Source organism: Prochlorococcus marinus (assembly GCF_001180245.1).
Taxonomy (GTDB): domain Bacteria; phylum Cyanobacteriota; class Cyanobacteriia; order PCC-6307; family Cyanobiaceae; genus Prochlorococcus_A; species Prochlorococcus_A marinus_F.
The window spans coordinates 14,292-37,353 of sequence record NZ_CVSV01000075.1 but is presented as its reverse complement, the minus strand read 5'-3'; the positions used below and the strand labels follow the sequence as shown (position 1 = coordinate 37,353).

At 33.0% G+C, this 23,062-nt stretch carries 29 protein-coding genes; 15 read left to right on the top strand and 14 right to left on the bottom strand.

All coding sequences use genetic code 11. The features are described 5' to 3' along the window. Positions 1–3 precede the first annotated feature (3 nt). Genes atpA through AMO19_RS02820 form a run of 5 tightly spaced genes read left to right on the top strand, consistent with a single transcriptional unit; the run spans position 4 to position 4,107 of the window. A complete protein-coding gene (gene atpA, locus AMO19_RS02840) occupies positions 4–1,521 on the top strand; it encodes a F0F1 ATP synthase subunit alpha (protein ID WP_075507261.1) in 1,518 nt (505 codons plus the stop codon). An 18-nt stretch (positions 1,522–1,539) separates the two neighbouring features. Continuing rightward, positions 1,540–2,490, top strand: a complete 951-nt coding sequence (locus AMO19_RS02835; protein WP_025946391.1) for a F0F1 ATP synthase subunit gamma — start codon at positions 1,540–1,542, stop codon at positions 2,488–2,490. A gap of 16 nt (positions 2,491–2,506) precedes the next feature. After that, positions 2,507–2,833: a 2Fe-2S iron-sulfur cluster-binding protein gene (locus AMO19_RS02830; protein WP_075507260.1), complete on the top strand. Its 327-nt coding sequence runs from the start codon at positions 2,507–2,509 to the stop codon at positions 2,831–2,833. Further along, positions 2,830–3,021, top strand: coding sequence for a hypothetical protein (locus tag AMO19_RS02825; protein WP_075507259.1), 192 nt, complete (start codon positions 2,830–2,832; stop codon positions 3,019–3,021). The genes AMO19_RS02830 and AMO19_RS02825 overlap by 4 nt, the downstream gene beginning before the upstream one ends. A gap of 27 nt (positions 3,022–3,048) precedes the next feature. After that, on the top strand, positions 3,049–4,107 hold the full coding sequence (locus tag AMO19_RS02820) for a DUF3326 domain-containing protein (RefSeq protein ID WP_075507258.1): 1,059 nt from the start codon (positions 3,049–3,051) through the stop codon (positions 4,105–4,107). Here the strand turns inward: AMO19_RS02820 and AMO19_RS02815 are convergent. The 4 genes from AMO19_RS02815 to AMO19_RS02800 are packed head-to-tail and all read right to left on the bottom strand — an operon-like array spanning position 4,104 to position 8,604. Then, the gene (locus AMO19_RS02815; RefSeq protein ID WP_075507257.1) at positions 4,104–5,801 is read right to left on the bottom strand and encodes an NAD+ synthase; all 1,698 of its coding nucleotides are present in this window, start codon (positions 5,799–5,801) and stop codon (positions 4,104–4,106) included. The genes AMO19_RS02820 and AMO19_RS02815 overlap by 4 nt on opposite strands. Positions 5,802–5,805: 4 nt before the next feature. Beyond that, positions 5,806–6,375: a nicotinate-nucleotide adenylyltransferase gene (locus AMO19_RS02810; protein ID WP_075507256.1), complete on the bottom strand. Its 570-nt coding sequence runs from the start codon at positions 6,373–6,375 to the stop codon at positions 5,806–5,808. 7 nt (positions 6,376–6,382) lie between these two features. Next, entirely contained in the window at positions 6,383–7,624 is a 1,242-nt protein-coding gene (locus tag AMO19_RS02805; protein ID WP_075507255.1) for a GTP-binding protein, read from the bottom strand. Continuing rightward, a complete protein-coding gene (locus AMO19_RS02800) occupies positions 7,621–8,604 on the bottom strand; it encodes a CNNM domain-containing protein (RefSeq protein WP_075507254.1) in 984 nt (327 codons plus the stop codon). The genes AMO19_RS02805 and AMO19_RS02800 overlap by 4 nt, the downstream gene beginning before the upstream one ends. A 74-nt stretch (positions 8,605–8,678) precedes the next feature. Here AMO19_RS02800 and AMO19_RS02795 point away from each other — a divergent pair, with 74 nt between their 5' ends. From AMO19_RS02795 to AMO19_RS02790, 3 genes are all read left to right on the top strand, one after another. After that, positions 8,679–10,004, top strand: a complete 1,326-nt coding sequence (locus AMO19_RS02795) for an aminopeptidase P N-terminal domain-containing protein (RefSeq protein WP_075507253.1) — start codon at positions 8,679–8,681, stop codon at positions 10,002–10,004. Between the two features lie 54 nt (positions 10,005–10,058). Beyond that, complete coding sequence (locus tag AMO19_RS08475) at positions 10,059–10,217, top strand: hypothetical protein (protein WP_179850491.1); 159 nt, start codon at positions 10,059–10,061, stop codon at positions 10,215–10,217. 105 nt (positions 10,218–10,322) lie between these two features. After that, positions 10,323–10,799, top strand: a complete 477-nt coding sequence (locus AMO19_RS02790) for a 30S ribosomal protein PSRP-3 (RefSeq protein ID WP_075507252.1) — start codon at positions 10,323–10,325, stop codon at positions 10,797–10,799. A gap of 3 nt (positions 10,800–10,802) precedes the next feature. On the opposite strand, the gene atpC is transcribed toward AMO19_RS02790, so the two are convergent. Together atpC and atpD are read right to left on the bottom strand one after the other, a co-directional pair. Beyond that, positions 10,803–11,207, bottom strand: a complete 405-nt coding sequence (gene atpC, locus AMO19_RS02785; RefSeq protein WP_075507251.1) for an ATP synthase F1 subunit epsilon — start codon at positions 11,205–11,207, stop codon at positions 10,803–10,805. Positions 11,208–11,251: 44 nt separating this feature from the next. Next, complete coding sequence (atpD, locus tag AMO19_RS02780; protein WP_075507250.1) at positions 11,252–12,712, bottom strand: F0F1 ATP synthase subunit beta; 1,461 nt, start codon at positions 12,710–12,712, stop codon at positions 11,252–11,254. A 218-nt stretch (positions 12,713–12,930) separates the two neighbouring features. On the opposite strand from atpD, the gene groES reads away from it, so the two are divergent. After that, positions 12,931–13,242, top strand: a complete 312-nt coding sequence (gene groES / locus AMO19_RS02775; RefSeq protein ID WP_002806275.1) for a co-chaperone GroES — start codon at positions 12,931–12,933, stop codon at positions 13,240–13,242. Positions 13,243–13,293: 51 nt separating this feature from the next. Beyond that, on the top strand, positions 13,294–14,931 hold the full coding sequence (gene groL / locus AMO19_RS02770; RefSeq protein WP_025938646.1) for a chaperonin GroEL: 1,638 nt from the start codon (positions 13,294–13,296) through the stop codon (positions 14,929–14,931). Between the two features lie 67 nt (positions 14,932–14,998). Here the strand turns inward: groL and secG are convergent, their stop codons facing one another. Together secG and gpmI are read right to left on the bottom strand one after the other, a co-directional pair. Next, positions 14,999–15,226 (bottom strand): preprotein translocase subunit SecG, encoded by a 228-nt coding sequence (gene secG, locus AMO19_RS02765; protein WP_011863548.1) that lies wholly within the window; start codon positions 15,224–15,226, stop codon positions 14,999–15,001. 23 nt (positions 15,227–15,249) lie between these two features. Next, the gene (gene gpmI, locus AMO19_RS02760) at positions 15,250–16,872 is read right to left on the bottom strand and encodes a 2,3-bisphosphoglycerate-independent phosphoglycerate mutase (RefSeq protein WP_075507249.1); all 1,623 of its coding nucleotides are present in this window, start codon (positions 16,870–16,872) and stop codon (positions 15,250–15,252) included. 137 nt (positions 16,873–17,009) lie between these two features. Here gpmI and pyrR point away from each other — a divergent pair, with 137 nt between their 5' ends. After that, positions 17,010–17,546: a bifunctional pyr operon transcriptional regulator/uracil phosphoribosyltransferase PyrR gene (gene pyrR, locus AMO19_RS02755; RefSeq protein WP_075507248.1), complete on the top strand. Its 537-nt coding sequence runs from the start codon at positions 17,010–17,012 to the stop codon at positions 17,544–17,546. A 7-nt stretch (positions 17,547–17,553) separates the two neighbouring features. Here the strand turns inward: pyrR and AMO19_RS02750 are convergent, their stop codons facing one another. Beyond that, positions 17,554–19,122, bottom strand: coding sequence for an Hsp70 family protein (locus AMO19_RS02750; protein WP_075507247.1), 1,569 nt, complete (start codon positions 19,120–19,122; stop codon positions 17,554–17,556). 97 nt (positions 19,123–19,219) lie between these two features. On the opposite strand from AMO19_RS02750, the gene AMO19_RS02745 reads away from it, so the two are divergent. The 3 genes from AMO19_RS02745 (at position 19,220) to AMO19_RS02735 (ending at position 20,395) form a co-directional block, all read left to right on the top strand. Continuing rightward, entirely contained in the window at positions 19,220–19,456 is a 237-nt protein-coding gene (locus AMO19_RS02745) for a DNA-directed RNA polymerase subunit omega (protein WP_075507246.1), read from the top strand. Between the two features lie 2 nt (positions 19,457–19,458). Further along, positions 19,459–19,830: a DUF1818 family protein gene (locus AMO19_RS02740; protein ID WP_075507245.1), complete on the top strand. Its 372-nt coding sequence runs from the start codon at positions 19,459–19,461 to the stop codon at positions 19,828–19,830. 313 nt (positions 19,831–20,143) lie between these two features. Next, positions 20,144–20,395 (top strand): DUF2811 domain-containing protein, encoded by a 252-nt coding sequence (locus AMO19_RS02735; RefSeq protein WP_075507319.1) that lies wholly within the window; start codon positions 20,144–20,146, stop codon positions 20,393–20,395. Positions 20,396–20,401: 6 nt separating this feature from the next. Here the strand turns inward: AMO19_RS02735 and AMO19_RS02730 are convergent, their stop codons facing one another. The 4 genes from AMO19_RS02730 to AMO19_RS08735 form a co-directional block, all read right to left on the bottom strand. Continuing rightward, positions 20,402–20,860, bottom strand: a complete 459-nt coding sequence (locus tag AMO19_RS02730; RefSeq protein ID WP_075507244.1) for an EVE domain-containing protein — start codon at positions 20,858–20,860, stop codon at positions 20,402–20,404. A 529-nt stretch (positions 20,861–21,389) separates the two neighbouring features. Next, positions 21,390–21,539 (bottom strand): hypothetical protein, encoded by a 150-nt coding sequence (locus AMO19_RS08470; protein WP_179850490.1) that lies wholly within the window; start codon positions 21,537–21,539, stop codon positions 21,390–21,392. 1 nt (position 21,540) lies between these two features. After that, positions 21,541–21,804, bottom strand: coding sequence for a hypothetical protein (locus AMO19_RS02725; RefSeq protein WP_075507243.1), 264 nt, complete (start codon positions 21,802–21,804; stop codon positions 21,541–21,543). A 46-nt stretch (positions 21,805–21,850) separates the two neighbouring features. After that, entirely contained in the window at positions 21,851–21,973 is a 123-nt protein-coding gene (locus AMO19_RS08735; RefSeq protein WP_257008941.1) for a hypothetical protein, read from the bottom strand. A gap of 217 nt (positions 21,974–22,190) precedes the next feature. Between AMO19_RS08735 and AMO19_RS02720 the strand changes: the two genes are divergently transcribed. After that, positions 22,191–22,367 (top strand): DUF3721 domain-containing protein, encoded by a 177-nt coding sequence (locus AMO19_RS02720; protein ID WP_075507242.1) that lies wholly within the window; start codon positions 22,191–22,193, stop codon positions 22,365–22,367. A 49-nt stretch (positions 22,368–22,416) separates the two neighbouring features. Here the strand turns inward: AMO19_RS02720 and AMO19_RS02715 are convergent, their stop codons facing one another. Further along, complete coding sequence (locus AMO19_RS02715) at positions 22,417–22,842, bottom strand: cupin domain-containing protein (protein WP_075507241.1); 426 nt, start codon at positions 22,840–22,842, stop codon at positions 22,417–22,419. Positions 22,843–23,062 lie beyond the last annotated feature (220 nt).

Here is a 23,062-nt window from a genome sequence, read left to right as displayed (position 1 = left end):
TCCATGGTATCTATACGCCCTGATGAAATCAGTTCAATCTTAAAACAACAAATAACTGATTACGACCAATCTGTAAGTGTTAGCAATGTAGGAACTGTTCTGCAAATCGGTGATGGCATTGCAAGAATATATGGCTTAGATCAGGTCATGGCTGGTGAGTTATTAGAATTCGAGGATGGTACCGAAGGTATAGCTTTAAATCTTGAAGATGATAATGTTGGAGCTGTTTTAATGGGAGAGGCACTTGGTGTCCAAGAAGGAAGTAACGTTAAGTCCACAGGTAAAATCGCATCTGTTCCAGTTGGTGAAGCAATGCAGGGGAGAGTTGTTAATCCTCTCGGACAACCAATAGATGGGAAAGGAGAAATTCCAACAAGTGATACTAGATTGATTGAAGAAATGGCTCCTGGAATTATCAAGAGAAGATCAGTGCATGAACCAATGCAAACAGGTATCACATCTATTGATGCAATGATTCCTGTTGGAAGAGGTCAAAGAGAATTAATTATTGGTGATAGACAAACTGGAAAATCTGCGATTGCTATTGACACAATAATCAACCAAAAAGGTCAAGACGTAGTTTGTGTTTACGTAGCTATTGGTCAGAAGTCAGCATCAGTAGCAAACATCGTAGAGGTTTTAAGAGAGAGAGGAGCCCTAGACTATACAGTCGTAGTAAGTGCAGGAGCTTCAGAACCAGCTGCTTTACAGTACTTAGCACCTTATACCGGTGCAGCGATTGCTGAACATTTTATGTATCAGGGTAAAGCAACACTTGTTATTTATGATGATCTAACGAAACAAGCTCAGGCTTATAGACAAATGTCTCTTCTTCTAAAAAGACCACCAGGAAGAGAGGCTTATCCAGGAGATGTTTTCTACTTACACAGTAGATTGTTAGAAAGAGCAGCAAAACTTTCTGATGCTATGGGAGGGGGCTCTATGACAGCTCTTCCAATTATTGAAACTCAGGCAGGGGACGTTTCTGCTTATATCCCAACTAATGTTATTTCAATTACAGATGGACAAATATTCTTGAGTGCAGATTTATTTAACTCAGGATTAAGACCAGCTATTAATGTTGGTATTTCTGTTAGCCGTGTTGGAGGAGCCGCTCAGACAAAAGCAATTAAAAAAATTGCAGGAACTTTAAAATTAGAACTCGCACAGTTTGATGAGCTAGCTGCTTTTTCTCAATTTGCATCTGATCTTGATGAAGCAACACAGCAACAACTTGAACGAGGCAAAAGACTAAGAGAGTTATTAAAGCAACCTCAATTCTCTCCACTTAACCTTGCAGAACAAGTTGCAGTTGTTTATGCAGGAGTTAAAGGTCTTATAGATGAGGTTCCCGTTGAAGATGTTACTAAATTTGCAACTGAACTTAGGGAATACCTAAAGTTAAATAAAGGGGAATTTATAGAAGAGATTCTTAAAGAAAAGAAATTAAATGATGGATTAGAAGCGACGCTAAAAGAGGTGATAAATGAAGTTAAATCATCAATGCTTGCCACAGTTTAAATTTATTTAGGAGATACAATGGCAAATCTTAAAGAGATTAGAGATCGAATCGTTTCCGTTAAAAATACGAGAAAAATAACGGAGGCCATGAGACTTGTTGCAGCTGCAAAAGTTAGGAGAGCTCAAGATCAAGTTCTTAAGAGTAGACCTTTTGCAGATAAACTTGCGCGAGTCTTAGAAAATATTCAATCTAGAGTACAATTTGAGGCTGTCGACTCTCCTTTATTATCCAAGAGAGAAGTAAAGAGTATCTCCTTGGTATGTATAACTGCGGATAGAGGTTTATGCGGTGGTTACAATACAAATATTATAAAAAAGGTAGAAATAAGATACGCAGAATTAGTCAAACAAGGGTATCAGCCAAATTTAATTTTGGTAGGGAAGAAAGCTATTGGATATTTTCAAAATAGAAAGGATAGATATGTAATTAAAAGTACTTTCAAAGAACTAGAACAGGTACCCACAGTCAAGGATTCTGAAGGAGTTACAAATGAGATTTTAGCCGAATTTCTTTCAGAAAATTCTGATAGGGTGGAAATTATATATACGAAATTCATCACTTTAGTTAGCTGTGCCCCTGTCGTTCAAACACTATTGCCACTTGACCCTCAAGGAATCGCTGAGGAAAACGATGAAATTTTTAGATTGACTACAAAAGATAGTAAGTTACTTGTTGAAAAATCAAATATTGAAAAAAGTGATTCAGAGAAGTTGCCATCAGATATTGTTTTTGAACAAAGTCCTGATCAACTATTAGATTCCTTGTTACCTTTATATTTACAGAATCAGGTACTAAGAGCTCTTCAAGAGTCGGCAGCTTCTGAATTAGCTTGTAGGATGACTGCTATGAATAATGCAAGTGATAATGCTAAAGAATTAGCAAGTACTTTGAATCTAACCTATAACAAAGCCAGACAAGCAGCGATTACACAAGAAATATTAGAAGTTGTAGGAGGTTCAGCAGTTTAGCAATAAGATTTAGGATATGCCTGAATACAATATCAAAGTTCAATTTGACCAAAAGACTTTTAGCTTTTTATGTTCTGAGGATCAAGATATTATTTCAGCGGCAAAAATGAATGGAATAGATTTACCAAGTAGTTGTTGTTCAGGAGTTTGTACAGATTGTGCATCCATGATATTGGAGGGATCCGTAGATCAGGAAGATGCTATGGGATTAAATGATGATTTACGGGAAAAGGGCTTTGCACTTTTGTGTGTAGCATACCCCAAGTCAGATTTGAATATTGTTATTGGTAAAGAAGTTGAAGATGATTTGTATAATGATCAATTTGGTAAATATCAAAAATGAAATTAAGTTCAGTTGATTGTTATTTAGATTGGCCAGTTTCAATAAAATTAAAAAATTTAAGGGAATTCATCATTACAAATTTAGAAAAAAAAGGAGATTTAATTCGATGGTCAATTGTTGATATTCAAAATTCTATTGACTCTTTTGGAACAAAAAAACTTAAAATTAAAGCTGTCATAGCTAATTAAAAAATATAAATTGAAATATTTTTAATAATGGAAAATTCACCAACAATATTCATTGTTCCAACTGGTATTGGTTGTGAAGTAGGAGGTTTTGCTGGGGATGCACTTCCTACCGCTAAATTATTAGCATCCGCAAGTGGATGTTTAATTACTCATCCAAATGTTATGAATGGCGGTACTCTTTCTGAAAAAGATAAAAATATTTTTTATGTTGAGGGTTATAGTTTAGACCGACTTGCTAAAGGAGAAATCGCTTTAAAGAGGGTAAAGCAACAGAAAATTGGGATAATTTTTGATTTAGCCATTGAAAAAGAAATATTAGTAAGACATTTACAAGTTGCTGATGCATGCGTTTCTACTTTAGGGATTAATGTTCATTCTTATGTGATTACAAAAAAGCCATTAAACATAGTTATTGATTCTGATTCTTCAAAAATCAGTGGTGGCAAAATTGAAAATCCTGATACTCTAATTGATGCTGGAAAATGTTTAATAGAAAAAGGAGTTACAGCAATAGCAATTGTGGCAAAATTTCCAGATGATCCAGATTCTTTAGAAACAAATATCTATCGAGAGGGTAAAGGGGTTGATCCTATTGCTGGAGTCGAAGCAGTTATAAGTCATTTAATAAGCAAATTTTTAAAAGTTCCCTGTGCTCACGCACCTGCTTTAAATCCAATTGAATTGAATGAAAATTTAGATCCTCGTGCAGCTGCAGAAGAAATAGGATACACTTTTTTACCATCTGTACTGATTGGTTTAAGCAATGCACCTGACATTGTAGAATTACCCGCTAAAAATGAATCAATCTCACTACACCCTGATCAGATTGAATCTATTGTTGTTCCTAATGGAGCACTAGGTGGAGAAGCAGTACTAGCAGGGATTGAAAAAGGTTTAAATATTATCTCTGTAAAAAATCAAAATACATTAAAAGTGACAAATAAGTTTTATGATTATCCCAATCTTTTTGAAGTGGATAATTATTTAGAAGCTGCAGGCATAATTCTTGCTATCAAAAAAGGTATCAATCTTGATTCAGTTAAACGGCCTTTAAAAAAAATCCAACAGTGTTTTTATGGTGATTAATAAGATATTGCTATGGGAACTCTCCAGTCACTTCCTAATGATTGGCTACTCAGTTTTAGGATTGGAGGAGCCTGCTTTCTTTTGAATTCCGCTTTTTTTATGAGTGAGATAATTTTTAAAATTAAATCTTTTTTATAACCATCTTCTTCTAGCTGTAGTAAATCTTTTTTCTCTTCAATAATTCCTTTAAGAATATTATCTAAAATAGAATAAGGCGGGAGAGAATCAGTATCTAATTGATCAGGACCTAATTCGGCACTTGGAGCTTTAGTGCGGATATTTTTTCCAATTATATTTTCATTAGTATCTAACATATATGACTTTCTATGATTTATTGATTCTTCACTATCAAGCCAATTACATAATTTAAAAACATTAGTTTTATATAAATCCCCAATTACCGATAATCCCCCATTCATATCACCATAAAGTGTGCAATATCCTACAGCCAGCTCTGATTTATTTCCTGTTGAAAGTAATAAATGCTTTTCTTGATTTGCTAAAGCCATCAGAAGAGTTCCTCTGATCCTTGATTGAATATTTTGATTTGTTATTTCGGCCATCTCGAAAGATATGGTTTTTATAAAAGATTCTTCAAAAGAATTCATTAGGTTTTCAATTGGGATGCTATTGAAATTTATTTTTAATCTCCTTGCTAAATCTTTTGCATCACTTTTTGAATGGGATGAACTCCATTTGGAGGGCATTGAGACGCAATAAATATTATTGCTGCCAAGAGCAGCTGTCGCAATTGCTGAAACTAGTGCTGAATCAATGCCACCACTTAGTCCGATTAAAGCTGTTTTAAAACCGCATTTTTGAGCATAATCCCTAACCCCAAGGACTAATGCATCAAAAATTGATGATATTTCAGATTGTTCAAATTCCTTTTTCTCGGGGATTGTTTGCTTAATATGCCAACTAGAGAGGTCTTCTGAAAAAGATTTCAATTGCTTAATTTTAGATCCATTCTTATCAAGAATAAAACTATTCCCATCAAAAATTAAATTATCATTTGCACCAATCTGGTTTACATATATAAGCGGTACTTGAAGATATTTAGCAGCAAAACTGGAAACTTTGGATCTTAGCTCTAACTTTTTGAAGGTATATGGGGAGGCCGATAGATTAACTAAGATATCAACTTTTTTTTTCTTTAAATCAGAAATAGGATTTTCTTTATGAATTCCTCTACCTTCTATATTTTTGTTGACCCATAAATCCTCACATATAGTAAAGCCAATTCGCCAAGTTTTATTATGTATTTCTTTTGTTAATATAGAAACTTTTTCCTCTGATCTAAAGTATCTTTTTTCATCAAATACTTCATATGTGGGAAGAATAATTTTTCGAGCAATTATTTTCCACTCACCGCGCTCAAGCAATGCAATAGAATTATAAAGATTTGGGAAAAAAGAATCATTTATTATCTCAGCTATCCCGACTGTGATGCTCAAGTTTCCATATTTTTTATTAATAACTAAAGCTAATTGGTCAAGAATTTGATATTGATTTCTGATTAAATTATTTTTTAGGAGTAAGTCATTTGCTGGATATCCCCATAATGATAATTCTGGAGTAAGAACTAAATCAGCAGAATTTGAGCTAGCTTTCGAAGCAGCATTAAGAATTTTTTTTGCATTACCCTCTAAATCTCCAACAACCGGATTAATTTGAGCAAGTAAAAACTTCATTCAACTAATTTGTGGATTCATATAAATTATTCTTTTTAACAAAATCTATTAAAGACGGCGGTAAATTAGAATAATTAAAATTTAATCTGAACTTAGAACTTGAAATGTTTGGGATTTTTATGGATGAAATCTTAAATTTCACATTATAAGTTTCTAACATCTTAAGAGTATTTGATTCAACAGGATAACCCTCTCTTGAAATTATAAAAAAACTTACCTCTGTAATAATTTTTTCAAAATCTTTCCAGCAGAAAATTTCTTGAATTAAATCACTCCCAATAACGAAATCTAAATTATCAATTTTATAAACTTTTTTACATTTTTTAATCGACTCTACTGCCCATTTGCTAGTGATACTTTGATTAAATAATATTTTATAATCATCTAAATCTTCAATAAGAGTTTTTAATAATTGGCTACGGATTGCGATATCCTCTTTATGCTTTTTTTTCGGATTGTTACTTACATAACAAATGGTATGAGCATATATTTTGGATAATTCTTCTAATATTTTCTCATGTCCAATGGTAGGTGGATCTGCACTTGTACCAAATAATGCAATTCTTTTTTCCATTTAAGTTTCAAGGCAGAATGCTAACAAAATTATTATTAAAATTTCTATTTGAAAAATAAATATTTATATGGTTAAAAATCTCTGAGTCATTAAAATTCATATTTTTGATCATAATAGCAGGCTCTATAAAAGAAGCTTTGCTTCTTATAAATATCTCTTTTGCTGCTAATTTCCCAAGTATTTTTGTTGAATACACAGCGATTGCTGCTTGAATAATTGCTATGGGTCCATAGGGTAATAATGAAAGCCCGTTAGTAAAAGGTGCTGTTAATAGAATTACTTTCTTAATTAGGTTGAAAGAGGTATTGACGCCGACTTGAGTGACTCCCAAACATAAATTATTAATGGATATATTTTTAAATATTTTTCTTGTAGATTCACCTTTCAACTTTAAGCCATAAATCTTACTTAATTCGTTAATCAATGCAGTATCTAGTGCGAAACTACTAGCAACATCAAAAAAAATAAAAGGATTAAGAGCTACTGCGGATGCCTTTATAGTCGAAAATTTACCGATAGTTGATTGAGCCAATTTCTGCCTTCTTTTCAATCTTTGTTCTTTTAATCGCAGAAAAAATTTGTCAGCTAATTGAATAGAATTTAGTGTTAATAGTATCTCACCATATTGATTGATTAATTTTGCTATGTAATTTTTAAGATTGTTTCCATTATTAATAATTATTGGAATATTTAAATCTTTTGGAAGCTTAAACTTTATATTTTCAATTATTTCTCTTAATTCATTTTTATTAAATAGATCGATCTTGTTTAAAATTAAAATAATTTTTTTCCCATCTTTTATAAAAGAGTTGATTTCGTTTAACTCATTTCTATTTAAATCTCCCGAAACTATAAAAAGAATAAGATCTGAATGATTTATGTAAGAGTAAACTTTATCTGTAGATTTATTATTGCAGAAATCAAATCCTGGAGAATCTAGCAACTCTAAACTATTCAGTGTTTGATCTTTTAGATTACAAATTTCCGATTGTATTTCTTTTGTGGTCCCATTAATAATATCTGTTTTGAATATGTCTTTTTTTAATAAAGAATTCAAAACAGAGGATTTTCCTACACCTGATTTACCATATGCGCCAATTCTTATTTTTTTTTCTTTGAGCCTTAAAAGTTGTTGATTAAAAGAAATTATTTCTCTATTAAAAACACTTTTTTCATAATTGGTAAGATCAATAGTCTCCCACCATTTTTTTAAAAGTAAATAATTTTCTTTAATTTTAAATTGTTTCATAATTTATTCTTCCACCAACCAGCTAATACAGATAACACAGCTTCTGCACCAATAATTCCCACGAATCCCCCGAATTCATCTACTACTACTTTCACTCCTTTATGATCCTTGTCAAATTTAGTTAATAATTGATCTGCTTTAATCATTTCGGGAATGTAGTCCACAGGTTCGCAAATTTCTGATAATAATTTTTTATTTTGCCCATTAATTAACTCTTCCAACATTTTTTCACGCTTAACTACCCCTTGTATTTTGTCAACTTTATCTCCCAAAATAACCCACCATGGAGAGCTGTCAGACATTATGAGTTTTGAAATTTCATCAATATTTGAAGACCCATCAAGACAAGGTGCCGATACCCTCGGGGTCATTAAGTCTTTTGCTTTTAAGTCATTTAATTGAAAAACCTTAAATATCATTGCTGCCTCATCAGCCTCTATAAAACCTTTTTGACTTCCAATTTTTGCCATTTGTCTAATTTCTTCTTCATCAGTTGAAATCTCGTTTTCTGTTGTAATAACCGGAAATATCTGTTCAATTAATATTAAGAATGGCCTCATTAAAGTATTTAATATTCGCAAAATAGGGACAGATAATAGTGCTATTTGAATTGAAAATCTTGTGCCAAGAGCTTTTGGTAGTACTTCTCCTACTAAAACAACTAGTATGTAAAAAAATATTGAAAAAAGGGTTAAACCAAAACTGCTATTAATTACCAATGCACCGTATACTCCTAAAATAAGACTGCCAATTATATTAAACCCATTATTTGTAATAGTAATTACTGTTAGCGTCCTTCCAAGATGTTTCCTGAGTTTTAGAAGTTGATTCGCAGAACTTTTTGGTTTTTGTCTAGAGGCAATTTCTAAAATTCTAATTGAATTTACGGCTAAAAAAGCTGCTTCTACTCCCGAACAACATGCTGATCCAATTAAAATAATTATTATTAGTAAAAATAAACCGTAAACACTTGGTTCCATTAAAGTAGATTAGGTACTAAATCTGTTTTAATTCATTCTTCCATTTTTTTTTTAAACACGCCAATACACAATTTATGTTTGAACCTGATCATAAAGTTTTTGAAGAAAGAAGAGAAATATTCCTAAATAAATTAGGTGGGAAAGCTGCTATTATCCCTGGGGCTAATCTTGTAAAGCATCATGCTGATTGTGAATATCCTTTTAGGCAAGATAGTAATTTTTGGTATTTAACAGGTTTCGATGAGCCAGATGCAATCGCTCTTTTCTTATCGCATAAGCCAAAGGGAGAGAGATTTATTATGTTTGTCGCTCCTAAAGATGTTATAAGCGAAGTCTGGCATGGCTTTAGATGGGGTTTAGAAGGCGCTGAAAAAGAGTTTAAGGCTGATAAGGCTCACTCAATAAACGAATTAAGAGATTTACTCCCAAATTACATAAATGGTTCTGATGAACTTGTTTTTTCAATTGGAAAGCATCCAAAAATAGAGAAAATTGTACTAGAGATATTTTCACAACAACTTGAAAATCGCTCAAGATCAGGGATTGGAGCAAATTCTATAAAATCTCCAGAAATTTATTTAAATGAGATGAGATTAATTAAAAGTGAATTTGAGATTAAGAGAATGAGAGAGGCAATACAAATTTCAGCCGAAGCTCATGAACTAGTTAGAGAATCTATCTCATCAAAGAAAAATGAAAGACAAATTCAGGGTCTTCTTGAGGGATTCTTTTTGGAAAAAGGGGCTAGAGGACCAGCTTATAACTCAATTGTTGCATCAGGAGATAATGCCTGTATTTTGCATTACACCTCAAATAACTCACCATTAAAGAAGGAAGATTTATTGTTGGTGGATGCTGGGTGTTCACTAATTGATTATTACAATGGAGATATAACAAGAACTATTCCAATAGGTGGTAAATTTTCTAATGAGCAAAAAGTTATCTATGAAATTGTATTGAGTGCGCAGAAAAATGCAATTAAAAGTGCTGTAAAAGGATCGAATTCTAATGCTGTTCATAATGTTGCGTTAACAATTCTTATAGAAGGATTAAAGGAAATTGGATTATTGTCGGGCAGTACTGAGGAGATAATTGAGAATCAATCTTATAAACATCTTTACATGCATAGAACTGGACATTGGCTTGGCTTAGATGTTCATGATGTTGGAGCATACAGAATGGGTGACTATGAAGTGCCATTACAGAATGGAATGATTCTTACGGTAGAACCTGGGATCTATATAAGTGATAGGATCCCAGTCCCTGAGGGACAACCCCCTATAGATGAGAGATGGAAAGGCATAGGGATAAGAATTGAAGATGATGTCCTGGTCAAAGATACAAACCCAGATGTTTTAAGTATTGCTGCACTTAAAGAAATTTCTGATTTAGAGTTTTGAAATTTGACTTATCTAGTTAATAGATTTATTTTTTATTAAGTTTAAAACTCAAAAATGAACAAGTCTGATTCATATGATTCGAAACTTTCTCAAGCAAGAGGCTTAGCTAGTCAGCTTGGCATGTTCGCAGAAGAAAACGATATCCCCAAAGATCTTTGGGATTCATTGGAAGCCACTATTTATGATTTTTATGAAGTAACTCATGATAGATAAAATCCTGTTTAGAAGTCATCAATTACTAAAATCAAGAAATTTTGAATAAATCAATCAAAATGTGACCATAAACTGATAAATTATTTATTAAACACAAATAAGTGAATGACCTCATCAGATAAGTTAAATCAAAATTCAACAGAAAAAAAGGAAAAAAACAGTGATGCACCAAACGCTAAAAATTCTTCTCCTAATTCAGGAATGATGGGTGCCACAGCTGTATTGGCAGCTGCCACAATTGATGAAGATGGGGTGCCTACTGGTTATACTCCTAAACCCGATGAAGGAAGGTTCATAATTAAAGTATTGTGGTTACCTGATAATGTGGCTCTAGCAGTGGATCAAATAGTAGGTGGAGGCCCAAGCCCTCTTACTGCTTATTATTTTTGGCCAAGAGATGATGCTTGGGAAAAATTAAAAAGTGAACTTGAGAATAAAGGTTGGATTACAGATAACGAGAGAGTAGAGATATTGAATAAGGCTACTGAAGTTATAAATTATTGGCAAGAAGAAGGTAAAACAAAAAAGTTAGAAGAAGCCAAATTAAAGTTCCCCGAAGTAACTTTTTGTGGAACCGCCTAAATATTAGTTCTTTGCAGCTTGAATCTTAGCCTCAGCCTTTGAAACCTCTTTCAAGGCTTTAATTTTCTCTGGATTTTTTTCATTTTCAGAAAATTTGCTAATTACTAATTTTGCTTCTTTAAGATCTTGTTCAGCATTTTGAACATTAATTTCAGAACCAATTTCAGCATTATTTACTAGAACTATAACTTCATCTGATTCAATTTCAGCGAAGCCTCCCATAAGAGCGATTGATTTCCACTGGGAATTCATTCTTAGCCTTAAAACGCCAATATCTATAGCAGTAACTAAAGAGATATGTCCTGGTAGTACACCAATTTGACCAGTAGTACTAGGAAGGATTACTTCTTCAGCTTCGCCTTGATAAACATTTTTATTAGGAGCTAAAACTTTTAGAGAAATTGCCATGAATTTAAAATTATTGAAGGTTAAATATATATATATTTAAATATTTATTTTTCTGATTTTATTTTTTCAGCCTTTGCTTTAACTTCATCAATGTTACCCACTAGGTAAAATGCCTGCTCTGGTAAATCATCCAATTCACCTGACAAAATCATATTGAAACCAGCAATGGTATCTTCTAATTTTACATATTTACCAGACATTCCTGTAAATATTTCTGCTACGAAGAAAGGTTGTGAGAGAAATTTTTCAATTTTTCTAGCCCTGTCTACTGTTAATCTATCTTCTTCAGAAAGCTCATCTAAACCAAGAATTGCAATGATATCTTGAAGTTCTTTGTATCTTTGTAAAGTTGATTGAACAGCTCTGGCTGTTTTGTAATGCTCATCGCCAACAACTGATGGTTGTAGCATAGTGCTCGTTGAGTCTAATGGATCAACTGCTGGATAAATTCCCTTAGCTGCAAGCGCTCTAGCAAGTACGGTAGTTGCATCTAAATGGGCAAAAGTTGTAGCTGGAGCAGGGTCTGTTAGGTCATCAGCAGGCACGTAAACAGCTTGAATAGATGTTATTGACCCTTCTAATGTAGATGTAATTCTTTCTTGTAATTCACCAACATCAGTACCCAGAGTAGGTTGGTATCCAACAGCTGAGGGCATTCTTCCAAGTAATGCAGATACTTCAGAACCAGCTTGAACGAATCTAAAAATGTTATCAACAAAGAGTAGGACGTCTTGCTTATTCACATCTCTAAAATGTTCGGCCATTGTAAGTGCTGATAAGCCTACTCTCATTCTTGCACCAGGTGGCTCATTCATCTGCCCAAAACATAAGGCAACTTTTGATTGAGTTAGGTCATCTGCATTGATAACTCCAGATTCTTTAAATTCTTCATATAAGTCGTTCCCTTCTCTAGTTCTTTCTCCTACACCACCAAAAACGGAAACTCCACCATGCTCCTTTGCGATGTTATTAATTAATTCTTGAATAAGAACTGTTTTCCCAACACCAGCACCTCCAAATAATCCAACTTTTCCTCCTTGTCTGTAAGGAGCCAAAAGGTCGATAACTTTAATACCAGTTTCAAAAACTTTTGGCTTAGTTTCTAGGTCAGTTAACTTTGGCGCAGCTCTATGAATTGGAGCAGTATCTTTAGTATTTACTGGACCTTGTTCATCTACTGGTTCTCCTAAAACATTAAATATTCTTCCTAAAGTTGCTTCTCCTACAGGTACAGATATTGGTGCTCCTGTGTCGGTTGCCTCCATACCTCTTACAAGGCCGTCTGTGCCACTCATTGCCACCGCTCTAACTCTATGGTCACCTAGGAGCTGTTGGACTTCTGCAGTGAGCGCTATGTCTTGTCCAGCTGGATTTTTAGCTTCAATTCTTAAAGCATTTAATATCTTGGGCAATTTGCCGGCTGGGAATTCCACATCTAGAACTGGACCAATTACCTGACGTACTACGCCTTTTGTTTGTGAAGAAGTTGATGGAGTTGCTACCATTTTTTATTGATTGGTGATGAATAGCTGATTTAAACAGCTCATAATCCGAAAATACTACCACCTCATGGGTAGATTCGTTAAATGGGTTCGGCCACCCGCACAGTTTAAGTATGGTTTAATTGCCGCTTTGCAGATTATGTTGTTGATGATACGGATGGAGAATTTCTCTTTCCATTTTTATGACGCAAAGCGTCTCAATCATGATCCTCCATTAATCTATGGCAGCTGTTTCACTTACAGTCTCTACAGTAAAACCACTGGGAGATAGAATATTTATTAAAGTTTCCGCATCTGAGGAAAAAACTGCTGGGGGCATTCTTTTGCCTGATTCAGCTAAAGAAAAACCACAGGTTGGAGAAGTTGCTCAGGTAGGCCCTGGCAAACTTAATGACGATGGTTCTCGACAAACTCCAGAAGTGAGTATTGGCGATAAAGTTTTGTACAGCAAATATGCTGGCACAGACATTAAATTGGGAGGAGATGAGTATGTCTTGCTCTCAGAAAAGGATATTTTAGCTGTAGTAAGCTAAAATATTTGTTTCAAAAATTATTAAAACTTATTACTAAATCACTGCCTAAACATGGCTAAAAGAATTATTTACAATGAGCAAGCTCGTAGAGCGCTCGAGAGAGGAATTGATATCCTTGCTGAGTCTGTAGCTGTAACGCTTGGACCAAAAGGAAGAAATGTTGTACTAGAGAAAAAATTTGGTGCTCCACAAATCATTAATGATGGTGTCACAATCGCTAAAGAGATCGAATTAGAGGACCACATCGAAAATACAGGGGTTGCTTTAATCAGACAAGCTGCATCAAAAACTAATGATGCAGCTGGGGATGGTACTACAACAGCCACTGTTTTAGCTCATGCAATGGTTAAAGCAGGGTTGAGAAACGTTGCTGCAGGAGCTAATGCAATTACCTTGAAAAAAGGAATTGATAAAGCGACTGATTTTCTAGTTGGTAAAATTCAAGAGAATTCCAAGCCTATTAGCGATAGCAATGCCATAGCCCAATGTGGAACTATTGCTGCTGGAAACGACGAAGAAGTTGGTCAAATGATTGCCAATGCTATGGATAAAGTTGGTAAAGAAGGTGTTATCTCCTTAGAAGAAGGAAAATCAATGACTACTGAATTAGAAGTTACTGAGGGTATGCGCTTTGATAAAGGCTATATTTCACCTTACTTCGCGACAGACACAGAGAGAATGGAGGCTGTTTTAGATGAACCTTATATCCTTCTGACTGATAAAAAAATTGCTTTAGTGCAGGATTTAGTCCCCGTTTTGGAACAAATAGCTAAAACTGGTAAACCACTAGTCATTATTGCAGAAGATATTGAAAAAGAGGCCTTAGCGACTCTCGTCGTTAATCGATTACGAGGCGTGTTAAACGTTGCTGCAGTAAAAGCTCCTGGATTTGGCGATAGAAGAAAAGCAATGCTTGAAGATATGGCCGTTTTAACTAATGGACAACTTATTACTGAAGATGCAGGCTTGAAATTAGAGAGTGCTACCATAGATATGCTCGGTACTGGTAGAAGAATAACTATCAATAAAGAGACTACAACTATTGTGGCTGAAGGTAATGAGCAAGCAGTTAAAGCTAGATGTGATCAAATTAAGAAGCAAATGGATGAAACAGATTCTTCATATGATAAAGAAAAGCTTCAAGAACGTCTGGCTAAACTAGCTGGAGGTGTAGCAGTGATTAAGGTTGGAGCTGCTACTGAAACTGAGATGAAGGATAAAAAGCTTCGTCTTGAGGATGCTATTAATGCAACAAAAGCAGCTGTTGAAGAAGGAATTGTACCTGGAGGAGGAACAACTCTCGCTCATTTATCTCCTATTCTAAAAGAATGGGCTGATAAAAATTTAGAAGGAGAGGAATTAATTGGAGCTAATATTGTTGAAGCTTCACTTACTGCTCCTCTTATGAGAATTGCTGAGAATGCAGGTTCTAATGGAGCTGTGATTGCTGAAAATGTAAAAACCAAACCATTTAATGATGGATTTAATGCTGCTACTGGAGAATATGTAGATATGTCCTCTGCTGGCATAGTTGACCCTGCAAAAGTTACACGTTCAGGTTTACAAAATGCAGCTTCAATAGCAGGAATGGTTCTAACCACCGAATGCATAGTTGCAGATCTACCTGAGAAAAAAGATTCAGCTGCTCCAGCAGGCGCTCCCGGAATGGGCGGTGACTTCGATTACTAACTAACAATAGTTTTTAGTAAATTTTTAAAAGGGATCATTAAAAATGGTCCCTTTTTTTATTGAACTTTTACGAAATCCAACCAGCGCTAAGAATAATTGCTAGAGACAAAAATATCACTAAAAAAGTCCAAGTTATTTTGTTTAGAGAGGCTTCTGCACTACTTGCGCTGTTGAACATAGAGCTTCCACTGGCGGCTATTCCTCCCATTCCATCACCTTTAGGACTATGAAGTAAAACTAAGAGAATGAGAAGAACTCCAGAAAATACCCAAATCCAACTAATAATTTGAATCATTGCTTAAAAAACTTTTATTGACTTTAAACGTGTTGAACCACCTTATTATAACCCTTCAATTCAATTTCTTGAATAAGCGATTTACCTGTCATTTCTCTTGGTATTGGTAGATTTAATAATTGCAATAAAGTGGGAGCAATATCTGCTAAGCCCGCGTTTTCTCTTAAATTAATTTCATTTCCCATATTTGGTATTTTTCTTTTTTCACCTTCAATCAAAATTAATGGAACTTTATTTATTGTGTGTGCTGTCCATGGTTCTCCTTCAGATCCTTTCATTACCTCTGCGTTACCATGATCGGCTGTAATAACTATGCTCCCGCCCATTTCTCCAGTAGCATTAACTATTTGACCTACACATTTATCTACTTTTTCTATAGCTTTAATTGTTGCATCCATATTGCCTGTATGACCAACCATATCAGGATTGGCAAAATTGATCACAACAAAAGCATAATTCCCGCTTTTAATTGCTTTAGAGCAACTAATAGTTAATTCTTCCGCAGACATTTCGGGTTCCATATCATAAGTTGCGACTCTTGGAGATGGAATCAGATGTCTCTCTTCTCCAGGTAAAGGTATTTCAACTCCTCCATTGAAAAAATATGTTACGTGAGGATATTTTTCAGTTTCCGCCGTTCTGTATTGTTTAAGTCCGTTTTCGGAAACTATTTGGCCTATAAAATTGTTGAGTGATTCAGGAGGAAATGCAACTTTAACGGGAAAGTTCGGATCATATTGAGTAAAAGTAACAAAATCTAGATTTGGATATTTTTTCCTTTCAAAGTCTGTGAATTCACTGACAGAAAGGGATTTGACTATTTGTCTTGCTCTATCTGGACGAAAGTTAAAGCAAATCAAACTATCCCCATCTTTAAGATAGTTTTCAGACATTCGTATGGGCTCTATAAATTCATCGGTTATTTTTTTTGCATAACTTTTTTCTATGTAATCATTAGGAGAAATATTTGTTATTTGAATATCAGGATCAGTCAAATTAGAATATGCTTTTTCTGTTCTCTCCCATAAAAGATTTCTATCCATCATCCAGTATCTTCCGCATATGGAAGCTATTTCGCCTACGTTGAATTTTTTTATACATGATTCTATTTGATTTAGATATTTCAAGGCACTTTTTGCAGGTGTGTCTCTTCCATCAGTAATAATATGGATTGCAACTTTTTTAAGTTTATTATCAGATGCCCATTTTATTAAACCTAATAAGTGATCGATATGACTATGAACTCCTCCATCAGAACATAATCCCATGATATGCAAAGTAGAATTATTTTTCTTTAATGAATCAGCCATCTCTTTTAACTCATTTACCAAGCCTAATTGATTATTTTTTACAATATTTGAAATCCTTACAAGTTCTTGTTGTATTATTCTTCCCGAACCAATGGTAAGGTGCCCTACTTCTGAATTGCCCATTTGACCATCTGGGAGGCCTACATCAGATCCACTAGCACTTATAAGGGTATGGGGGTAAGCATGCCATAATGAATCCATGATTGGCGTACTGGCATTTTTTATAGCATTATCTGATATTTCTTTTCGATATCCCCATCCATCTAGTATTGCAAGAACTACAGGGCTCTGAGGAACACTTAATCTTTTTATATTTTTGCTGCTAATCTTTGACATATTTAGATCAAATTCATAGTTAACTGATCTAACATTAAATTTAGCTGCAAACGTTACCCTTTAACAATTTATATTTAATATAGTTAGCTTTTGCTAATTTATGAAAATATTAGATTAATTTTATTTCTTGATAAATCATGTCCAAGAAGACAAAAAAGATCGTAATACTTACTGAAGTTGAGCTTAGAAAAACTATTTCGCGTTTAGCTTGCGAAATTATCGAAAAAGTAAAAAAACTAGATAACCTTCTATTGGTTGGCATCCCGACTAGAGGAATAGAGCTGACCGAAGTGCTAGAAAAGGAATTATTCTCTAAAACAGGTTTAAGAGTTAGAAAAGGAACAATTGATCCAACTTTTTATAGAGATGACCAAAATAGAGTTGGAACTCGCCTAATACAAGCAGCAGATATTCCAACTCCTATTGAGAAACAAGAAATTCTTTTAATAGATGATGTAATTTACACAGGTAGAACAATTAGAGCTGCAATGGATGCTTTGTACTCATGGGGCAGACCTCAAAGAGTGATGTTATTAGTAATGGTAGATAGAGGTCATAGAGAATTACCTATTCAACCAGATTTTTGTGGTAAAAAGGTGCCAACCAGTAAAATTGAAAGTATTAGTTTACGTTTAAATAATGTTGATAATGAAGAAGGAGTTTTTCTTGAATAGCTATTTTTCAGAAGATATTCCCTAAATTATATTCTCCAAAAAATTCATCATTAACATCGAAACACTTTACTGATAAATCAGCATTTTTCGTAATTTTAAAAAAAAGTTTTAAGGTGTCTTCTCCAAGATTAGATTTATTTTTTAAAACTATCTCAAGTGGTTTTTTGTCCCATTTTATAATTTCTTCTTCATCTTGAATCTCTGATAACTTTGGCAATCCATTTTCATAAATAACATCATATGCTCTTTCTTTTTGTGTCTCTCCAATTATTATTTCGAATATTTTTTGATTCTTTTTACTAGCTTGTAGGATCAGTTTAAAGGGTGTTTCAGTTGGCCAGGTTTGACCTTTGCAAAAAATAGGATGCCAAAAGTGTTTTTGCTCTCTTTTATTAAATAATCTTATAGATAATCCTTTGTTTAATATGTCTTTAATTTTTACCCCTGGGGTCATTGCTAAAGCTCCCAAAGCTATTGATTCAATAGGTGGTGGCGACTTTATTTGAATTTTTGGAATTTTTTTTGTTATCCATTCCTTAATCAATGGTATTTGAGTTCCTCCACCAACCAAAACAATTGCATTTAAGTCTTCAACTGTGCAAAATTTACCTCTTGCTTGATTTAATAAATCTTTTAGTAAAGAGTTAAGGTGTTTAAGAAGATTATTGGAAATGAGTATTTTCTCAAATATCTCTTTACTTAGGTAAAAGTCATTTTCTTTATTTTGTTCAGTAAATAATTTAATTGGATATTTATTTTCATATTTGATTACAGATGAGCTTAATTTACATTTTATTTTTTCTGCCTTTGAAAGATTATTAATATTATTATTACCTGGAATAAAGTAATCAACTATCCATTGATCAATATCTTTCCCACCAATTTTTGAGCCTGTTTTCCCAATTATCTCAGCACATCTTATTTTTTGTTTTGAAATTGAGCTTACATCATTACCTTTAAATTTTAATAGTTCAGCTATTGGACCAGATTTTCCTTCTCCCCCTTCTATTTTGACTATATTCATATCGACTGTACTTCCTCCAATATCTAATGTCATAATTTTTGAGCCAAATGGTACATTTATTCCTAAACTTGCCGCAGTAGGCTCATCAACAAGAGCTATTTCATCTACAGATATATCCTCGCAAAGGTTAACTAACCATTCTCTGTACCCCTTGTATGTATCTATTGGAGCAGTTAAAACAAGTCTTTTGATCTCATACTTGTGCGGAATGTTTGCCCACAAAATTTGAAAAAATTTTTCGCCACATTCATTAGGGTTTAAGATATTTTTTTGGTTATTTTTTTCAATAGAATTTCCAATTAATCTTTTAAAGTTCGAATGAAAAAATAAATCAGAATTTGAGTTATCCCTCATCTCAAGAGCACTAATGCCAATTTTTGCAATCTTTGAAGGTTCCTCGAACCAAACTACTGAAGGAATAACTCCTGGAGAAGATGTAATATTAGGTATTTCAACTAAAACAGAATTTATATCTTTTTGATCTTGAAAAGCTACAACAGTATTAGTGTTCCCTAAATCAATAGCAAGTGTTCCAGATAAACTTTCTTCCATATGAAATTATTTAAATCAATTAAGTTCTTTTTGTAATTTATGGTTTGAAACGGTCGAATAAACTGTAAAATACATTTTATAGTAAAAATTTTTTTTAATGAACATATCTAATAACCCAGGAATAGATTCTAATGATCTTGCAAAGAGAGGTGAGAGCTTGATAAGAAAATCAACTAATAGATATTTAACTACAGTGAAAATTGCTTTCAGAGCTAAACAGAGACGTTTTGATGATTTTGATGGCTTATTAGAGGAGTCAAGTATTAAACCCGTCCAAAGGTCAATTATTGAACTAAGCGATGAACAAGATCAACCAGATTTACTTCCAGGCTAATTTTGGTAAAAGACCAAAAAGGATGGAGATTACTTAAAGATTTTAAAAAAGGCAAATATTGCTTTTTAATTGGTGTTGACAATTGGTCAATCGAGTTACAAAAAAATGAATTCTATTCACTCTACCTTCTACTCTTAAGAATTAATGAACAATTATTAGTTATCAATGATCAACTAATGGATGAAGAATCAATTACTTTAGAATTAGAAAAACTTCCTTGGTATATTCAGTTAGAGGGGAAAAGGAATGAATGGAGTTTAAGGTTCGTTTTTGAAAGCCAAGATCAAACTAGATCCTTCGAAATGTATTGGCCGATACCAATAGCACAAAATTTATTTTATGAAATAAAAAACATGTGGGAATCAATGGATTAAAAGATAAATAAAATTGGAAATTTTAGAAAATATTTCCCCCTCCTAAAAAAAATTATTCACAACTTTTCCACAGTATTTTTTTAAAAAATATCTGATGATCTAAAGCATGTGGAAAACTCCTGATTTTATATAAATCTTTATATTCAAGTAAGATTTTATTTTCCAAAATTAATTTCCATGACTTCCTTGATCATGACTAAATTCTCATTATTCTATAACCTGAGACTATCTCTTAATAATGCTTGTTGACGATTTATTAATTTTGGAGAAAACTACATCTTGTAGATTCAAATTTCAAAAAAGTTTTTTCAATATGCAAAAGTTAAATTACGACGAAAATTCAAAAGTATTAAATCATAAAGATGAAGTAATAAGTTTTAAATGTGAACTTCAAGAAAATCTTCAAAAGGCTATGAAAGAATTCGTTGAGGAGCATCCTAACTGGGATCAATACAGAATACTACAAGCTGCTATTGCAGGATTTTTGATGCAAAAAGGATTTCAAAATAGGGATTTAACGAGACTCTATATTGGCAATATGTTTTCAATGAATTTTGAGGATTAAAAATTTTTATATTTTTTCTAGTAGTATTTTTGCAATGTCATTTCTGACAGGTAATATAGATAATCTATTTCCTTTTTTTACGACTAATAACTCATCCTCATTAAATAAAATCTTTAATTCAGGTAAACTTAAAATCTTATTTGATTTAGAAATGTATTTAACTTTTACACAATCCCATCTCGGATTACCAGGTTTCGATTTTGGATCAAAATATTTTGAATCTTGATCAAATTGAGTTGGATCAACAATATTTAGATCTATTATCTCCATAAGCCCGACAATACCTGGGGGTTTACAATTCGAATGATAGAAAAAAACTTTATCTCCTTTATTCATTTTTCTCATAAAATTTCGAGCCTGATAATTTCTTATTCCATCCCATAAAGTTACACCGTCATTTTTTAAAGTATCTATGCTGTAAGCTTCAGGCTCACTTTTCATTAGCCAGTAATTAATTTCAGTCATAGTCTATAATTTGCGGGAAATAGTGCTGCTGGTATGGTGCTGGTATGGCATTTTGTTAACTTTTTCGAAAGTAAGCTAAATCCAAAGCGTTTTGTTTAGTTTATCGAACAATATTAGTCGAAGAAAGTTTGGGAAAAATATAGAAACAGATCGCTCAAAGTAAACTTTTTTTTGTAATTAATAAACCTACTATTTGTAATGCTTTTTGGGAAATGAGAGAGTCTTCTATACCAGCAGATTTGCAAGTCTATACCAGTTCAGTATGTAAAACCCAGTCATAGACTAAGTTGAATGCTCTCTCTGTAGAACTACGTACTTAATGCTTAAGCTGCTTCTGGAGCCAAAAATTTTCTTCAGACATAAGAAGGGATCTCGGCGATTTTTAAGGTTTGAAGGACGTGTTATACAAACTTTTTAAGTATAAATTTATTATCCATAAAGTCTCTATTTAGGGAAATGGTGGGTGGTATAGGGGACATACGATCGTTCTAAAGCTTTAAATATGAACTAATAAATTTCTGCTGAAATTTTATGGATATAACTTTTCAATAGCTTCTTTCTGCTCTTGTTTTTTTATCTCATCTGAATCTAAAACAGGGCAGGTATTTTGATTTAGTGAAGAAAGGAAAGTCCTCGTTCTGAATAGTTTGAACAGTGGCGGGATTAGTAAGCGTTTCATATCATCCAACAAGTTCAATTGAATAGACAGTATCATTACAATTATTTTTTTTATCCCATTCCTTTGCAAAAGGCGATTCCATTTCTGCTCCTAATTTTTCTAAGTCAGTACAGTTCATTAATAAATGAGATTTGTGGTCATTGACTTTTACGAACTCATAGTCAGTCACAAAATCTTTGCACATTTCTTCAAGAAATAATGTTGTTACATCATTTTTAAATTCTTCAAATGTGCAGCTAAAAGTAGAAATGATAAGTGTGTTCATAAAAAAAACACTAATTGCCTTTTATTTTAGATCGACTGTCAATCAATTAATAATTAACTAATTTTCTCTTTCCATCTCTAGTTTCTACTCTATTTATTCTTAACCCAATAAAAAGAGCCCATATAAGTGCAAAGATAATTGGTAAGAAAATGATCGCAAGTTTCATCATTTTTTTAATCCTGTTATTTGCAAAAATAATAACTTTTAAATCAATAAAAAAATATAGGTACTTTATCTAAAAAAGTAGGGTTAGATAGAGTGTCAATCAAGATTAATGATGTAAATAAATTAGCTTTTAAAATATTTCCAAAGATATTTAATATTAAACTTCATTGAGTAATTAATTAATTTTGAAACACTTTATTTCTTTTATCCCTTTTCTTTTTATGTCAATTCTTTCATTAGGTTGTTCTAATAAACCTATTGAAAAAGAAATGAAAATGCAAACGCTATTTGACACAAAGAAACAGGCTGAAAAAGAAGCTTATAAGTTTGGGTGTGAAGGAGCTCATCAAATGGGAGATAAATGGATGCCGTGCAGTATGCATAAACATAACCATTAGAAAGGAGCGAATTGCTCCCTAATTTAGATTTACTGTTAATAAGGTTGATTTATTCTTCAGGATTCAAAGTAGGTACACCTTCTGCGGAAGCTACAGCAACCCACATTATGGCTGAAGAATCCCCACTATTAGCCATTGTATGAGCAGGAGTATTTGCTGAGAGAACAAATGAATCCCCTTCCTTAAATGTTTTACTAATACCTGTCTTTTCAGCAAGCGTTAATTCACCACTTTCAATATGGCCCAGTAAAGGTACAGGATGAGAGTGCATTGGTATCGTTGCTCCATTTTCAACTTCAACTCTAATCAAACGCATTTCAGCTTTTCCTTTTGGATATTTAAAGTTATCTCCATCAATGTTTTCTGAAGAGGTGAAGATTTCTTGTACATCAACAGGAGATTCTGCAGCCATAGAAATGCTTGGATTAATAAGCATTAATGCAAAAGCTAATGCGATGAAAAAATTCTTGATCATGAATTTGAATTTCTATAAAATTATTTAGACTTATAGTATTTATTTTTTAAATATCTGTCAGTACTTGATTTAACTTTTTATGTTTTTGTATAAATCGTTTATACGGAGCTTGCGCCCCTTATCTTAAATAGAATGTTAGTGTAAATTTTTTCTTATTTTTTATATAAATTAAATCTTAAATTATGCAGAGAAACTTATATTGAACTCGTTTTTATATAAG

Excerpts from the sequence above, each read along its gene's own strand:
- AMO19_RS02795 (WP_075507253.1), top strand. The coding sequence starts at position 8,679 with ATGTTTGAACCTGATCATAAAGTTTTTGAAGAAAGAAGAGAAATATTC.
- AMO19_RS02815 (WP_075507257.1), bottom strand. The coding sequence starts at position 5,801 with ATGAAGTTTTTACTTGCTCAAATTAATCCGGTTGTTGGAGATTTAGAG.
- groL (WP_025938646.1), top strand. The coding sequence starts at position 13,294 with ATGGCTAAAAGAATTATTTACAATGAGCAAGCTCGTAGAGCGCTCGAG.
- AMO19_RS02810 (WP_075507256.1), bottom strand. The coding sequence starts at position 6,375 with ATGGAAAAAAGAATTGCATTATTTGGTACAAGTGCAGATCCACCTACC.
- AMO19_RS08475 (WP_179850491.1), top strand. The coding sequence starts at position 10,059 with ATGAACAAGTCTGATTCATATGATTCGAAACTTTCTCAAGCAAGAGGC.
- AMO19_RS08470 (WP_179850490.1), bottom strand. The coding sequence starts at position 21,539 with ATGAAACGCTTACTAATCCCGCCACTGTTCAAACTATTCAGAACGAGG.
- AMO19_RS02720 (WP_075507242.1), top strand. The coding sequence starts at position 22,191 with ATGTCAATTCTTTCATTAGGTTGTTCTAATAAACCTATTGAAAAAGAA.
- groES (WP_002806275.1), top strand. The coding sequence starts at position 12,931 with ATGGCAGCTGTTTCACTTACAGTCTCTACAGTAAAACCACTGGGAGAT.
- AMO19_RS02835 (WP_025946391.1), top strand. The coding sequence starts at position 1,540 with ATGGCAAATCTTAAAGAGATTAGAGATCGAATCGTTTCCGTTAAAAAT.
- AMO19_RS02715 (WP_075507241.1), bottom strand. The coding sequence starts at position 22,842 with ATGATCAAGAATTTTTTCATCGCATTAGCTTTTGCATTAATGCTTATT.
- pyrR (WP_075507248.1), top strand. The coding sequence starts at position 17,010 with ATGTCCAAGAAGACAAAAAAGATCGTAATACTTACTGAAGTTGAGCTT.
- AMO19_RS02800 (WP_075507254.1), bottom strand. The coding sequence starts at position 8,604 with ATGGAACCAAGTGTTTACGGTTTATTTTTACTAATAATAATTATTTTA.
- AMO19_RS02745 (WP_075507246.1), top strand. The coding sequence starts at position 19,220 with ATGAACATATCTAATAACCCAGGAATAGATTCTAATGATCTTGCAAAG.
- AMO19_RS02805 (WP_075507255.1), bottom strand. The coding sequence starts at position 7,624 with ATGAAACAATTTAAAATTAAAGAAAATTATTTACTTTTAAAAAAATGG.
- AMO19_RS02725 (WP_075507243.1), bottom strand. The coding sequence starts at position 21,804 with ATGAACACACTTATCATTTCTACTTTTAGCTGCACATTTGAAGAATTT.
- atpA (WP_075507261.1), top strand. The coding sequence starts at position 4 with ATGGTATCTATACGCCCTGATGAAATCAGTTCAATCTTAAAACAACAA.
- AMO19_RS08735 (WP_257008941.1), bottom strand. The coding sequence starts at position 21,973 with ATGATGAAACTTGCGATCATTTTCTTACCAATTATCTTTGCACTTATA.
- AMO19_RS02730 (WP_075507244.1), bottom strand. The coding sequence starts at position 20,860 with ATGACTGAAATTAATTACTGGCTAATGAAAAGTGAGCCTGAAGCTTAC.
- secG (WP_011863548.1), bottom strand. The coding sequence starts at position 15,226 with ATGATTCAAATTATTAGTTGGATTTGGGTATTTTCTGGAGTTCTTCTC.
- gpmI (WP_075507249.1), bottom strand. The coding sequence starts at position 16,872 with ATGTCAAAGATTAGCAGCAAAAATATAAAAAGATTAAGTGTTCCTCAG.
- AMO19_RS02790 (WP_075507252.1), top strand. The coding sequence starts at position 10,323 with ATGACCTCATCAGATAAGTTAAATCAAAATTCAACAGAAAAAAAGGAA.
- AMO19_RS02830 (WP_075507260.1), top strand. The coding sequence starts at position 2,507 with ATGCCTGAATACAATATCAAAGTTCAATTTGACCAAAAGACTTTTAGC.
- AMO19_RS02820 (WP_075507258.1), top strand. The coding sequence starts at position 3,049 with ATGGAAAATTCACCAACAATATTCATTGTTCCAACTGGTATTGGTTGT.
- AMO19_RS02750 (WP_075507247.1), bottom strand. The coding sequence starts at position 19,122 with ATGGAAGAAAGTTTATCTGGAACACTTGCTATTGATTTAGGGAACACT.
- AMO19_RS02735 (WP_075507319.1), top strand. The coding sequence starts at position 20,144 with ATGCAAAAGTTAAATTACGACGAAAATTCAAAAGTATTAAATCATAAA.
- atpD (WP_075507250.1), bottom strand. The coding sequence starts at position 12,712 with ATGGTAGCAACTCCATCAACTTCTTCACAAACAAAAGGCGTAGTACGT.
- atpC (WP_075507251.1), bottom strand. The coding sequence starts at position 11,207 with ATGGCAATTTCTCTAAAAGTTTTAGCTCCTAATAAAAATGTTTATCAA.
- AMO19_RS02825 (WP_075507259.1), top strand. The coding sequence starts at position 2,830 with ATGAAATTAAGTTCAGTTGATTGTTATTTAGATTGGCCAGTTTCAATA.